Annotated in this window: 9 protein-coding genes; 1 reads left to right on the top strand and 8 read right to left on the bottom strand. The window is 59.1% G+C overall.

Annotated elements, in window-relative coordinates:
* Positions 1-23: 23 nt before the first annotated feature.
* Positions 24-932: a LysR family transcriptional regulator gene (locus FFS13_RS09115; RefSeq protein WP_137818788.1), complete on the top strand. Its 909-nt coding sequence runs from the start codon at positions 24-26 to the stop codon at positions 930-932.
* Positions 933-983: 51 nt separating this feature from the next.
* Here FFS13_RS09115 and FFS13_RS09110 read toward each other — a convergent pair whose 3' ends face one another.
* The 8 genes from FFS13_RS09110 to FFS13_RS09075 all read right to left on the bottom strand — a co-directional run bounded on the left by FFS13_RS09110 (position 984) and on the right by FFS13_RS09075 (position 13,678).
* Positions 984-1,493 carry a DoxX family protein gene (locus FFS13_RS09110; RefSeq protein ID WP_137818787.1) on the bottom strand — a complete coding sequence of 170 codons (510 nt, stop codon included), beginning with the start codon at positions 1,491-1,493 and terminating at the stop codon, positions 984-986.
* On the bottom strand, positions 1,490-2,278 hold the full coding sequence (locus FFS13_RS09105) for a DUF2063 domain-containing protein (protein ID WP_137818786.1): 789 nt from the start codon (positions 2,276-2,278) through the stop codon (positions 1,490-1,492). The genes FFS13_RS09110 and FFS13_RS09105 overlap by 4 nt, the downstream gene beginning before the upstream one ends.
* Complete coding sequence (locus FFS13_RS09100; RefSeq protein WP_137818785.1) at positions 2,275-3,183, bottom strand: DUF692 domain-containing protein; 909 nt, start codon at positions 3,181-3,183, stop codon at positions 2,275-2,277. The genes FFS13_RS09105 and FFS13_RS09100 overlap by 4 nt, the downstream gene beginning before the upstream one ends.
* A 38-nt stretch (positions 3,184-3,221) precedes the next feature.
* Positions 3,222-3,527, bottom strand: coding sequence for a DUF2282 domain-containing protein (locus FFS13_RS09095; RefSeq protein ID WP_137818784.1), 306 nt, complete (start codon positions 3,525-3,527; stop codon positions 3,222-3,224).
* Positions 3,528-3,802: 275 nt separating this feature from the next.
* Positions 3,803-5,014: an SAM-dependent methyltransferase gene (locus tag FFS13_RS09090; protein ID WP_137818783.1), complete on the bottom strand. Its 1,212-nt coding sequence runs from the start codon at positions 5,012-5,014 to the stop codon at positions 3,803-3,805.
* A 348-nt stretch (positions 5,015-5,362) separates the two neighbouring features.
* The gene (locus FFS13_RS09085; protein WP_137818782.1) at positions 5,363-11,104 is read right to left on the bottom strand and encodes a calcium-binding protein; all 5,742 of its coding nucleotides are present in this window, start codon (positions 11,102-11,104) and stop codon (positions 5,363-5,365) included.
* A 17-nt stretch (positions 11,105-11,121) separates the two neighbouring features.
* Positions 11,122-12,093 (bottom strand): hypothetical protein, encoded by a 972-nt coding sequence (locus FFS13_RS09080; RefSeq protein WP_137818781.1) that lies wholly within the window; start codon positions 12,091-12,093, stop codon positions 11,122-11,124.
* Positions 12,094-12,253: 160 nt separating this feature from the next.
* The gene (locus FFS13_RS09075; RefSeq protein WP_137818780.1) at positions 12,254-13,678 is read right to left on the bottom strand and encodes an HlyD family type I secretion periplasmic adaptor subunit; all 1,425 of its coding nucleotides are present in this window, start codon (positions 13,676-13,678) and stop codon (positions 12,254-12,256) included.
* Positions 13,679-13,685 lie beyond the last annotated feature (7 nt).

Below are 13,685 nucleotides of genomic sequence, written 5' to 3'. Positions count from 1 at the left end.
TTGGTTCTCAATAGGAAACAGTCTTGAGCGAGATGGATGATCTGGCCGCCTTTGCCACGCTGCTCGAGGTCGGCAGCTTTACCCGCGCCGCCGAGCGCCTGGGTTGCAGCAAGGGGCAGCTGTCCAAGCGTATCCGCCTGCTGGAGCAAGGGCTGGGCATGACCCTGCTGCACCGCACCACGCGCCGGCTTTCCCTGACCGCCGCCGGCGCCGCGCTGCTGCCGGAAGCCCAGGCGCTGACCGCCCAGGCCATGCGCGCACGGCAGACCCTGGCGCGGCTCAAGGATGAGGTGGCCGGCACGGTGCGGATCACGGTGCCGGTGTCCCTCGGTGAAACCTTCTTCGATGCGCTGCAGTTGGATTTCTCCAGGCTCTACCCCGAGATACGTATTGAATTGGAGCTGAGCAATACCTACCGCGACCTGGTGGCTGAGGGTTTCGATCTGGCGATTCGCTCCGGTTTGCAGGCGGATGATCGGCTGGTGGCGCGGCCGTTGTTCGCCATGCAGGAGCTGACCTGCGCCAGCCCGAGCTATCTGCAGCGACACGGCGAGCCCGCGCTGCCAGAGGACCTGAGTACCCATGTCTGTTTGCTGAACAGTCACTACAGCGGCCCTGAGGAGTGGCTGTACCACCGCCAGCACGAACTGTCGCGGGTGCGGGTGACGGGGCCCTTGGCGAGCAATCACTACAGCCTGCTGAAGAAGGCCGCGCTGGCCGGCGCCGGCATCGCCCGCCTGCCGTCCTACCTGCTGCACAAGGAACTGGCGAACGGCAGCCTGGTCTGGCTGCTGCGCGATTACCAGACCCGTAGCACCCCGGTGTTTCTGGTGCATCCCTACCAGAGCGGGTTGCCCAAGCGGACTCAGGTGCTGGCGGATTATCTGCTGGCCTGGTTCGAGCAGAGCCGACGGGCGCTGGATGGCCTTTAGGGGCGGAGCGGACCTGCCTCCAGTACCTTCGCTCTTGTAGGAGCGAGCAGGCTAGCGGTAGTGCTTGGCGATCAGGTGGTCGATAGACAGGGCTCCGGGCCCGCGGGCGACCAGGTAGAGGAGTACGGCGGCCCAGGTGCCGTGGGTCGGGTAGGCGTCCGGGTAGACGAACAGCTGGATCGTCAGCGTCATACCGAACAGGGCCAGCGCCGAGAAGCGTGTGGCGAAGCCGAGCAGGATCAGCACGGGGAACAGGTGCTCGCCGAACGCCGCGAGGTGCGCCGCCAGTTCGGGTGAGACCAGGGGCAGCTGGTACTCACTGCTAAACAACGGAATGGTCGAATCGGCCAGCCGCGGCACGCCCAGCTCGAAGGTCCCGGACACCAGGTCGATGGCCAGGCCTTCGATCTTGGTCTGCCCGGATTTCCAGAACACCGCGGCGATGGAAAAGCGTCCGAGGAAGGCGATCAGGCTGTGCGGGATAGCCTGGCACAGGTCGATGAGCCTGCCGATCAGGCGGGCGGGAAATGCGGCGGTTGCGAGCCGTGCAGGAGCGTTCATAGCGGTGGCCTTGTGCTGGTCTGGAGAGGCTGGTGCAAATGGCTGATGGCGCCCGCGCGGATCAGCAGGGCCAGGCAGGCGCTCAGGTCGAAGGCGGCCTCGGCGGCTTGTGCCTGTTCGGCGGCGTGACCCAGCGTCATGCCCTGTTGCAGGCAGCGGATGAACTGCGCGCTGCCGGGCGGCACGGCGAGCACCAGCACCTGCAGCTCGCTGCGCAGCACCAGGGCGTATTCCGGCTGCAGCGGGTCGACGCTCTCGAGCGCCAGCTCGCCCTGATGGGCCGCCCACAGCGAAACCACCGCAAAGGCCGAACCGAGCACGCCGAGCGAGGGGTGCAGCTGGAACCGCAGTTCGCCCAGGCATTCCGGCTCGGCCAGCGCGGCGGCGATCTCCTGCACCGCCAATGGCGCGCGGTCGGCGGCATGGTAGGCCTGCACGCGCAGGGCTTCGAGGCGCGCCACGTCGGCCAGGTAGGGCAGGCTGCGGGCGGGCTCGAAGCGCTCGATGAAGGGCGCAAAGTGCTCGCCATAACGGACCAGGAGGCGCGAGCGGGGCGGCTGGGCCTGCACGTAGGCATGGGCCATGGCGCGAAAGAACGCCTCACCCACCAGTTCGTGGACCACCGGATAGCTGTCCGCCAGCGCGTCGATCAGCGAATTGAACAGGTTGTTGCGATAGACCGCGAAGCGGCTGGCCGGGTCCGAGCCGTTCCAGGTTGTCAGGCCGTTCGGGCAGGGCCGGGCGGGGTCGAGCAGGGCGGCGGCGAAGGCGGACTGAGTGTTCATGCCAGGGCCTGCGGCCGATTCGCCAGCGGGTCGTGCAGCAGGCGTTCGGCCTGGTGCGCCTCGGCGAGCAGCACCTCCAGGGCCGGCACCTGGTTGTCGCGCTCGATCAGCGTTGGTGTCGGGCCGATCAGCTGCAGCACCTGCGCATAGAGTGCCCACACCGCGCTATCGACCGCGGCGCCGTGGCTATCGATCAGCAGGCGGTCGCCGGCGCCATCGATATCCTCGGCGAAACCGGCCAAATGAATCTCGGCCACGGCGCTCAAGGGCAGGGCACGGATGTAGGCGAGCGCATCGCGGTGGTGATTGATGCTGGACACATAGGCGTTGTTGACGTCGAGCAGCAGGCCGCAACCGCTGCGCCGGACTATCTCGGCGATAAAGGCCGCCTCATCCATGCTCGAGTGGGCAAACTCGACGTAGGTGGCCGGGTTCTCCAGCAGCATGGGGCGTTGCAGGCGGGTCTGCACCCGGTCGATATGCTCGCAGACGCGGCTCAGCGTGGCCTCGTCGTACGCGACGGGCAGCAGGTCGTTGAGAAACAGCTCGCCATGGCTGGACCAGGCCAGGTGTTCGGAAAACGCTTGGGGCTCATAGCGCTCGATAAGTGCGGCGAGACGATCCAGATGGCTTTCATCGAGCGGCCCTTCGGCACCGATGGACAGGCCCACACCGTGCAGCGACAGCGGGTAGCGGGCGCGGATCAGGCCGAGGAAGTGGTGGAAGGGGCCGCCTGCCACCATGTAATTCTCCGCATGTATTTCAAAGAAGCCGATGTCGGCCGCGGTCTCGAGTATTTCCCGAAAATGCTGGGGCTTGAGCCCCAGCCCGGCGCGTGCGGGCAGGCTGGCCGCGCACGCGGGTGCAGCGCGCTGCGCGGCGAGGGACGGCGAATCAAACTTCATCGTCTGCACACTTCGTCATCAACCAGGGCCTGGGGCGATCAGGCCTTTTCCTTGTAGGCCTGGAGCTGGCCGAAACCGGTCGGCGAAGTTGGCACGGCGGTCTTCTCGCAAGTGCCCTTGGGCACCAGCTTCCAGGCGTTGCCCTGATGGTCCTTTTTCGCGGTGCCGGCACAGGTGGTGCCAGCACCCGCGGCGCAATCGTTCTTGCCTTTGAGCGCCACGCCGAAGCATTTCTCGGTGTCGGCGGCCTGAGCGGTGAGCGGCGCGGCGGCGATGGTCAGTGCGCTGCCCAGAGCCAGTGCTAGGGCTGCCGCTTGAAGGGTGCTGGTGGAAGTGGTTTTCATCATGTGTTCTCTTTTCAGGGATGGGTGGTGGAGTCCAGGCTTATATCGAACGTGCCGGGTACTTCTACGCAGCCTAGACCGCAATGGCTGCAATGCCGCGTCGATCGTACCGGGGCCATGTCGCTCGCCTAGCCATGTAGAGAGGGCTACGCCGGCTTTGTTACAGCGCAATTTGAAAATGGCCAAATAATCGGCCGATTTCGCCATGGGCGGCCGGCAAACGGTGGTCTGCCTAGCCATGGGTGGACGACCCGGTAACAACCTCTCGGCCTGCGTTAAAGACGGCCGTCGGCCTTCAACAGCGTTTCCAGGCAATGCTCGTCGATGCCGTAGAAGCTCTTGATCCCCTGGATCTTCTCCAGCAGCTCGGCCGGGTTAACCGGCTCGGCGCGTTTCACCGCGAGGATCATCTTGTTCTTGTTGGTGTGCTCCAGTGACACGAACTCGAACACCTTGGTGTCATAACCGCAGGCTTCCAGCAACAAGGCGCGTAGGCTGTCGGTGACCATCTCCGCCTCCTGCCCCAGGTGTACGCCGTATTGCAGCATGGGCCGCAGCAGCGCCGGGCTGTGCATCTGTGGGCGTATTTGCTTATGGCAGCAGGGCGAACACATGATGATGGCGGCGCCGCTGCGGATGCCCAGATGGATCGCGTAATCGGTGGCCACATCGCAGGCGTGCAGGGCGATCATGATGTCGATGGCCGCGGGCGTATAGGTGCGCACATCGCCGTGCTGAAAGGACAGGCCCGGCTGCTCCAGGCGCGCGGCGGCGGCGTTGCACAGCTTGACCATGTCCTGGCGCAACTCCACCCCGGTAACCGTCGCGTTCAGCCCCAGGCTGCTGCGCAGGTAGTCGTGCATGGCGAAGGTCAAATAGCCTTTGCCCGAGCCGAAGTCGGCGGCATGGATGGCTTGATCCTGGCGCAGGGGCGAGGCGCTCAGGGCGTGGGAAAACACCTCGATGAACTTGTTGATCTGCTTCCACTTGCGCGCCATCGCCGGGATCAATTCATGCTTGGCGGTGGTCACCCCCAGATCCGCCAGAAACGGCCGGTTCAGCTCGAGAAAGCGCTTCTTCTCGCGGTTGTGTTCGGCGCTGGGCGCCTCACGCTGCACGGCCTGGCCGACAAACAGACTGCTCTTGTCCTTCTTGCCGAACACCAACTGGATCTCATCGGTCAGCGACAGCAGGTGGGCATTCTTGAACGCCGCAGGCAGCAAGTCGGCAATGCAGGCAAGGGCCTCAGTTACCGGCAGGTTCTTGGTGATGTCGCGGGTCTTGTAGTTGTAGACAAAGGACAGGCACGGCTGCTCGCGGACCGTGACCAGGCGCGCGACCACGCGCTGCAGATCCACCTCGTCGCCACGGTATTTGGCCAGCACCAGTTTGACGAAGGTGTTCTGCGTGAGGCTGGTTTCCAGCCGCGCCAGAAACTGCGCACGCTGAGCGTTCGTGGTGGTGGCGGGCAGGGAGTCGACTGACATGACGGGGGCCTCGAGCGAGCGCTCTGATTGCGGGGGCGGAATAAGGGTTGCGGCTATTTTAGGTTTTTCCGCGGCGCCTGGCGCGGGCTTATTTGGTTGTGGGGGTGCCGACTGGATGGCGCTCTATTGCGAAGGCTACGCTGGCGCGGGGTAATTCTTCGTTGGCGGGAGCCAGGGCGATTGAGCGTCGATCCTAGGACTTGTGGCTTGGCGTGATAGGCGGCAATCGGCCAGAAGCGGCCTCTCAAAAGCATGCACCTTAGCAGGACCGACTCACTAATAATGTGTTAAACAAAAAAAGGCCGGGGTACCCCATTAGGGCTGCCCCGGCCTGTTTACTTCTGAGTGTTATTGCCAGTTGCTGGCAATAACCACATTCAGCTGATCGCGCTGACTCGTCGTAAGGTTGCCTTCACCACCTGCCGGCACCCCAAAGGAGGCCATGGTGTCGACCAAGTTTTGCACCTGACTGTCCAGAAGAGTCTTCCCGTCAGAGGTTTTAAACTGTTCGACATGGTAAGCGCTGCCTGAGTACCAGTTGCTGATCGATACCTTGTCGGTGGTGCCGATGATGCTGACTTCCAGGTCCGAACCGGTGCGGCGGAACCACAGCTGATCAGGGGCTACATCGCTACCCAAGGACAGCTTGTCCGTGTTGCCGACGATGGTGTCGTAGTCGCTGATGCGATCTACGCCCGCCCCCGCGGCGAACTGATAAGTGTCGCTTCCCGTGCTGCCGTTCAGTACATCGTTGCCAATGCCACCGTCGAGAGTATCGTTCCCTGCGCCGCCGTTCAGCGTGTCGTTGCCAGCGCCACCATCGAGGAGGTCAGCCTGCAAGCCACCGCTCAGGTTGTCGTTGCCGTCCAAACCGTAAATGCGGTTGCTGCCATCGTTGTAGCCGCTGATGCTGTTGGCGTTGGCATCGCCAACGGTGATCACGCGGGCCTTGATAGCCGCCTGATCCCAGGTGACGCCATCGCTGAACTTGAACTGCTCGACTTGGTAGCCGACGTTACTGAAGTAGTTGGCCACGCTGACTTGGTCACTGCTGCCGTACTTGAGCACCAGGTCGGCGCCCTTACGCTCCAGTGAAGTAATGGCCGTGGACGCCACATCGCCGAACTGCACCACGTCGGTGTTGCCGACGGTGGTGTCGTAGTCGCTGACGCGATCGATCCCCGAACCCGTAGCAAACAGGTAAGTATCGTTACCGGCAGCGTCGTTCAGTGCATCGTTGCCAGTGCCGCCGTCGAGAGTGTCGTTCCCTGCGCCGCCGTTCAGAGTGTCGTTCCCAGCGCCACCATCGAGGAGGTCAGCCTGCAAGCCACCGGTCAGGTTGTCGTTGCCGTCCAAACCGTAGATACGATTGCTGCCATCGTTGTACCCGCTGATGCTGTTGGCGTTGGCATCGCCAACGGTGATCACGCGCGCCTTGATGGTTGCCTGATCCCAGGTGACGCCATCGCTGAACTTGAACTGCTCGACTTGGTAGCCGACGTTACTGAAGTAGTTGGCCACGCTGACTTGGTCACTGCTGCCGTACTTGAGCACTAGATCATTGCCCTTGCGCTCCAGTGAAGTAATGGCCGTGGACGCCACATCGCCGAACTGCACCACGTCGGTGTTGCCGACGGTGGTGTCGTAGTCGCTGACGCGATCGATCCCCGAACCGGTAGCAAACAGGTAGGTGTCGTTACCGGCAGCGTCGTTCAGTGCATCGTTGCCAGTGCCGCCGTCGAGAGTGTCATTACCTGCGCCGCCGTTCAGAGTGTCGTTCCCAGCGCCACCATCGAGGAGGTCAGCCTGCAAGCCACCGGTCAGGTTGTCGTTGCCGTCCAAACCGTAGATGCGGTTGCCGCCATCGTTATAGCCGCTGATGCTGTTGGCGTTGGCATCGCCAACGGTGATCACTCGGGCCTTGATGGCTGCTTGATCCCAGGTGACGCCGTCGCTGAACTTGAACTGCTCGACTTGGTAGCCGACAGCGCTGAAGTAGTTGGCCACGCTGACTTGGTCACTGCTACCGTATTTCAGCACCAGGTCGACACCTTTACGCTCCAGTGAAGTAATGGCCGTGGACGCCACATCGCCGAACTGCACCACGTCGGTGTTGCCGACGGTGGTGTCATAGTCGCTGATGCGGTCGATCCCCGAACCGCTGGCGAACAGGTAGGTGTCGTTACCGGCAGCGTCGTTCAGAGTGTCGTTGCCAGTACCGCCGTCGAGAGTGTCATTACCTGCGCCGCCGTTCAGCGTGTCGTTCCCAGCGCCACCATCGAGGAGGTCAGCCTGCAAGCCACCGCTCAGGTTGTCGTTGCCCTCCAGGCCGTAGATGCGGTTGCTGCCATCGTTGTAGCCGCTGATGCTGTTGGCGTTGGCATCGCCAACGGTGATCACGCGGGCCTTGATAGCCGCCTGATCCCAGGTGACGCCATCGCTGAACTTGAACTGCTCGACCTGGTAACCGACAGCGCTGAAGTAGTTGGCCACGCTGACTTGGTCACTGCTGCCGTACTTGAGCACTAGATCATTGCCCTTGCGCTCCAGTGAAGTAATGGCCGTGGACGCCACATCGCCGAACTGCGCCACGTCGGTGTTGCCGACGGTGGTGTCATAGTCGCTGATGCGGTCGATCCCCGAGCCAGTGGCCAGCAGATAGGTGTCGTTACCGACAGCGTCGTTCAGCAGGTCGTTACCAGTGCCGCCGTCGAGCGTGTCATTACCTGCGCCACCGGTGAGGGTATCGTTGTCGGCACCGCCCAACAGGCTGTCGGCACCCGCGTCGCCGCTAAGGGTGTCATTGCCGTTGTCGCCTTCGAGGCGGTCGGCCTGCAAGCCACCACTCAAGTTGTCGTTGCCATCCAGGCCGTAGATGCGGTTACTGCCATCGTCGTAGCCATTGAGGGTGTTCGCAGCGGCGTCGCCGATAGTGAGTACACGGGCCTTGATGGCTGCCTGATCCCAGGTGACGCCGTCGCTGAACTTGAACTGCTCAACTTGGCAGACGGCGTTACTGAAGTAGTTGGCCACGCTGACTTGGTCACTGCTGCCGTACTTGAGCACTAGATCATTGCCCTTGCGCTCCAGTGAAGTAATGGCCGTGGACGCCACATCGCTAAACTGCAATACGTCGGTGTTGCCGACGGTGGCGTCGGAGTCGCTGATGCGGTCGATCCCTGAGCCAGTGGCAAACAGGTAGGTGTCGTTGCCGACAGCGTCGTTCAGTGCATCGTTGCCAGTACCGCCCTCGAGCGTGTCATTACCTGCGCCACCGGTGAGGGTATCGTTGTCGGCACCGCCCAATAGGCTGTCGGCACCCGCGTCGCCGCTAAGGGTGTCATTGCCGTTGTCGCCTTCGAGGCGGTCATCCTGCAAGCCACCGCTCAGGTTGTCGTTGCCGTCCAAACCATAAATACGGTTACTGCCATCGTCGTAGCCATTGATGCTGTTCGCAGCGGCGTCGCCGATAGTGAGTACGCGGGCCTTGATAGCCGCCTGATCCCAGGTGACGCCATCGCTGAACTTGAACTGCTCGACCTGGTAACCGACAGCGCTGAAGTAGTTGGCCACGCTGACTTGGTCACTGCTGCCGTACTTGAGCACTAGATCATTGCCCTTGCGCTCCAGTGAAGTAATGGCCGTGGACGCCACATCGCCGAACTGCGCCACGTCGGTGTTGCCGACGGTGGTGTCATAGTCGCTGATGCGATCGATCCCGGAACCAACAGCCAACAGGTAGGTGTCGGTTCCGGCGCCTCCGTTCAGTACATCGTTGCCAATGCCGCCATCGAGAACGTCAGCGCCGCTGTTGCCATTCAACGTGTCGCTGCCCGCTCTACCGAAAAAAATTGTGCTCACCCCAGCATCACTGCTTAGGGTGTTGGCACTGTCGTCTCCAGTGCGTTCAACCATAGCAAGGGTGGCCAACGTGAATAAGAAACCTTGAGCATTAATATTGCCTTTGCTTATTAATGCTTCCCGAATTTCTGCACCCGATGAACCGTTGGCACTTAAATTGGTAGCGAATTCACGAATAGTAAGAATGGCGTTTGGTTGATCCGTCTCATAAGCTGCTTGAAACTTGCTAACCAACACACTGACATCCAGCACGTAGGATGAGGTTGCGCTATCCCAAGTAAGTTGCAGGCTGTCGTAAAAACCCTTGAAGTGTGTCTGCGCCATCAGTTGGGACGAAACATAATTCGCCAGCTTGTCATACGCCTGCATCAATACTCCGCCAGCATTCGGCCCTGGGTTGTGCAACCCCGCATTGGTGCCGAACCCCTGAGTAAATGTTTCACCCATAAAGGCTTCGAGCGCATACAGCTTGCGGCCATCGGCGATGTAGCCGCCGCGACTGCTTGCGGTGTACTGATTGGCCCCGGTCCAAGCAAACAAAATTTCATTAAGCAAGGCCTCACGGGCCGTCGCGTCGGTTGCTTGGCCGAACTGGTTAATAAGTACTTGTAAATGCCCGCTACTGTCTTGCGCCATGGCTTGGCGCAGGCTAGTTACGTTGCCAAAGCCCGCCACCTCTGGCAGAGCAGCAATTTCGGTACTGACTGCGACTTGATTGAGATTTTGCGTGCGCGCCTTATCCACACTAAACCAAACGTCGTTCATGCTGTGGCTCACGCCGTCGGCATCGGTGTAGGTGCCGGTTTGCAGTACCTGATTGCCCTGTGCATCGGTCTGGTTCTGACTGGCATAAGCGGTATTTAGACTGCCAACATTGACTTCGCTGAGGCTAAGCAACTCGCCCGCATCCAACTTGGCATCACTGTCACCGTCCTTCCACACGCGCAACTGACTAAAGGCCGCATCGCTGGCATCGACTTTGCCATCATGGTTACTGTCCAGATCGGCCAAGGCCACAAAGCCATTGGCTGCGCGCAGGTCATTAGCAAGGATGGAGTAGTTACCGAACAGCTCACTACCGTCATCTATCTGACCATTGCCATTGCGATCCCAAACCAGCAAACCATCGTCCTTGTCGACCCAGCCGGTGGTTTCGGAAAAGCCATTACCGTCGTGATCGAAGTGAATTCCGGCGGTTTTGCTAATGGTTTCAACTCCATCGCCGTCAAGGTCGAGGATAAGCGGTGATACCGTTGTTTTGGCGTTATTTAAATCGTTTTGAAGCTCATTGATTATGGGCTCACAGCTTGTGGGAGTATTGACATAGGGGATTGACGCTGGTGGCGGGGTCGGGGAGGTGTTTCCGCCACCATTATCGCTTCCACCACCACCACCACCACCACCACCACCCGGAGGTGTAGGTAGAGGGTCTTTAATAATATCTTGATAATGCGGTGTCCCATCCTCATTGAACGTGCCGTCATACAAGCGTGTGGGACCCGTTAAATCGGGTTGGTCTGGTGGAACTGTCGGATCTGAAGGAGGCGCTGGGTCTGATATGCCTGTGTCAGGGGACGGGGGCGTCGGGTCGGTTATGACCGTGTCAGGAGACGGGGGCGTCGGGCCTGTTATGACCGGGCCAGGTGGAGTACCTCCTCCGGGCTCCGGGGTTGGGGGGGTAGGAACAACATCAGTGAGCTGCCCCCGCAAATCACTCGCTCCGTCATAAAAATCTTGCTCCATTGCAGTGTCATAAATATGACGAGTCTGAGCGAGGTTAGTATTATGTCGAAGATAGGCATATTGCCTAATATCAGTGTTCGGGCTATAGCCTTCAGAAACTAACTGATCTACTTCATCTTGCCAAGCGGGATTAATTACGGCTGGGAAGCCATCGTTATAAATTTGTAATTCGTTATAGAATGCTCTGGTCTGAGCTTCTGTGTTACTCCTCATTGCTGCAGCCGTTTGATCAGCTAATGAATCATCTGGATTATCTCTGACATATCTATTCCATGCTGTCTCCCAGCCATCGTTTGTGTACTGAAACAAGCCCGATGCGGTGGTCGTGCCGGCCGCTGCATCAGGATTAAAATCCGACTCCGCGTTTGCAATAAGAATCGCGACCTCAATCAAAATATTGTCTAGACCAAGCTCGTTCCCAATATCAACAATATTGTTCACTTGAACCGCTTGATCATTTGTCAGGCTATCCAAATCCGAAGCCATTTTATATCTCCTAGGTCTTAGCGCGATGTGCGATTGTTAAAAATAATACCCCAATAGTTTTTGAAAACTTGTCCGATGAACTCGGCATCTTTCCCTGGAAAATATTTTATCTCTTGTTTTTTCCATAGATCAGGAGAAACCAACCTGACACTATCAATTGCCAATAAGCCATTGTAGTAATCTTGTTTCGAATCGGAATTTCGCAGCATACTTATCTTGTCAACCAAAGTATCTAAATACGCAGAAAGAATCCCGTTAACCTCATTTCGATCAACCTCCTTTTGACCACTTGAAATTACGTAATAATTAAAAGCTCCCTTTCCAATGCCAGGTATTTCAGGCACCACCTTCATGCCTATAGCATTTCCTAGAGCCGTTTCCGCCCGGATATACGCATCAGCTGTCACTCCTTTGCAAAACATATCTTCAACCCAGCTATTAACACCACTCACTGGGCACAACCCAAAGCCAAATATCAAATACGAACCATTTCCAAGTCTACTGACTATTGCTTTTGAATCTTTCAAACTGTAAGTAAATTCCAATTTTTTATTATTCGACAAATCAATAAAAACGAGATATCTTTTCGAAAGCGCCCAATTTTCCGTATCAAAAACAAGAAGGCTCCCGCTTTCTGAAGCCTGCATAAAACCGCATCCATCGGCTCCCGAAAATGGGTACAATTCATAGCCGAAATAAGTTTTCTCTGCGGATTTATAAGTCGTGGTAAGGATGCCATATCCGCCCACATCCTTTCGTTTTGGAGGAGAATAATAAGTTAGCTTGTAGTAACCAGCTCCAGCAGATCCACCAACACATTCTCCTTGATATCTCCAGCCAGTAAATCCTGTTTTAGATTCTATAAACTCGCGCTGGATATTTTCTTCGCCACTTTCCCCGCTGATTTCATTTGACACAGCCTGATAGGGCAATAATAAAAACATAAGAATAAACAATATAAATACAGACTCTCTTTCTTTGAATAACATGCTTAGCCCTCATTCACTATTTGAGAATTATTGGAAATTTTCTAAAAAATCATTCCTGTTTTTCATGGCCGCCCAGTCTCCGTCTTAACTATTTTTAGGGTGCAAGATATAGTGACTGCGAACTCCGAGTGCAACACTCGGCATCCCGGCACTCGCCAACTCATCGCTCACCCAAACTCTCATCTTGATACTCCTTGAGCGGACTCAAGAAGTAATCGATGACCTTGCGTTTATCCGTCTTAACTTCCGCCCGCACCGCCATGCCCGGCGACAAAGCGATTTGCTTGTCGCCCACGCGGATGCTGTTTTCCTTCAGTTGAATCCGGGTGCTGTACAGCAGCCCGCGCTTTTCATCCTCGATGGCGTCGTTGGAGATGCTGACCACCGTGCCATGCACCACACCGTACTTGGTGAAGGTGAAGGTCTCTACCTTGATCTCGACTTCCTGCCCTGGGCGAACGAAGCCGATGTCCTTGTTCTCCAGCATGGCCTCTACTTCCACCGGCTGATCCGTGGGCACGATCACCATCAGCGGCTGGGCTTCGGTGACCACGCCGCCGTTGGTGTGGATGGCCAGTTGTTGCACGGTGCCGTCCACCGGGGCGGTGAGGCGGGTCAGGCGGTCGCGCTGCTCGGCCTTTTTCAGTTCCTGGGCCAGGGCGGCGGCGCGTTGTTCGGACTCGTGTTGCAGGTCGAGCATGGCGCGGCGGGTCTGCGCCAGTACGCTCTGCCGGCGGCTCTCGGCCTCCAGCTTGGCGGCCTTCAGCTCCAGCACCTTGGCCTGCTGCATGGCCAGCTCGCGCTCCTGATCCAGGCGCAGCTGTTCCTTTTCCAGGAAGGCGTGCTTGCCGACGATGGCCTTGTCCAGCAGGCGCTTGTAGTCGGCGACCAGTTGCCGGGTGATCGGCAGGGACTCCTTTAACGTGCTGACCCAGGCCTGGGCCGCCTGGATTTCCGCCAGTCGCTGCTCGATCTCGGCGTCGCTCTGTTCGAGGGCGCTGCGCAGTTCGAGGTACTGACCTTGCAGCCAGGTCTGTGCGGCCTGCTGCTGCTCGGCGGTGGCCTGGGGGATCTGGTTGGTCAGCGAGGCCGGGGCGCGATTGTGCTGGATCGCCTCCAGCAGTGCGCTGGCGCGGGCGCTATCGACCTGGGCGGCGAGCAGATCGCTTTTCAGGCGCTCGACATCGGCACCGGTGATCTGCGCATCCAGCTCCACCAGCAGTTCGCCGGCTTTGACCTGTTGCCCGTCATAGACGTGGATGGCCTTGACCACCGCCACGTCGCTGGGCTGGATGATCTTGGTTTTGCCACTGGGCACGATCTTGCCGGAGGCGGTGGCGACCACGTCGATCTCGCCGAGGCAGGCCCAGAGCAGCGCCAGGGCGGCAAAGCCCATGATGGTCCACTGGATGTAGCGCGGCGCCGGGTGCACCGGCTGCTCCTGCAGGGCCAGGGCGGCGGGGAGGAACTGCACCTCAAAGCTCAGGCGCGACGGTGCATCCATGGTTTTGCGTTGGCGCCAGGAGTGGCGCCAGGCTTGGCGATAGCGGTTGAGCAGGTCGCGTTTGGCGCTGGAGTGAGTCATTGCGTCC

The sequence above is a fragment of the Pseudomonas sp. 2FG genome (assembly GCF_005502935.1).
In the GTDB taxonomy this organism is placed as follows: domain Bacteria; phylum Pseudomonadota; class Gammaproteobacteria; order Pseudomonadales; family Pseudomonadaceae; genus Aquipseudomonas.
The sequence above is the reverse complement of the archived record's forward strand: the minus strand, read 5'-3'. Positions and strand labels throughout refer to the sequence as shown.

Excerpts from the sequence above, each read along its gene's own strand:
- FFS13_RS09080 (WP_137818781.1), bottom strand. The coding sequence starts at position 12,093 with ATGTTATTCAAAGAAAGAGAGTCTGTATTTATATTGTTTATTCTTATG.
- FFS13_RS09090 (WP_137818783.1), bottom strand. The coding sequence starts at position 5,014 with ATGTCAGTCGACTCCCTGCCCGCCACCACCACGAACGCTCAGCGTGCG.
- FFS13_RS09085 (WP_137818782.1), bottom strand. The coding sequence starts at position 11,104 with ATGGCTTCGGATTTGGATAGCCTGACAAATGATCAAGCGGTTCAAGTG.
- FFS13_RS09095 (WP_137818784.1), bottom strand. The coding sequence starts at position 3,527 with ATGAAAACCACTTCCACCAGCACCCTTCAAGCGGCAGCCCTAGCACTG.
- FFS13_RS09100 (WP_137818785.1), bottom strand. The coding sequence starts at position 3,183 with ATGAAGTTTGATTCGCCGTCCCTCGCCGCGCAGCGCGCTGCACCCGCG.
- FFS13_RS09105 (WP_137818786.1), bottom strand. The coding sequence starts at position 2,278 with ATGAACACTCAGTCCGCCTTCGCCGCCGCCCTGCTCGACCCCGCCCGG.
- FFS13_RS09110 (WP_137818787.1), bottom strand. The coding sequence starts at position 1,493 with ATGAACGCTCCTGCACGGCTCGCAACCGCCGCATTTCCCGCCCGCCTG.
- FFS13_RS09075 (WP_137818780.1), bottom strand. The coding sequence starts at position 13,678 with ATGACTCACTCCAGCGCCAAACGCGACCTGCTCAACCGCTATCGCCAA.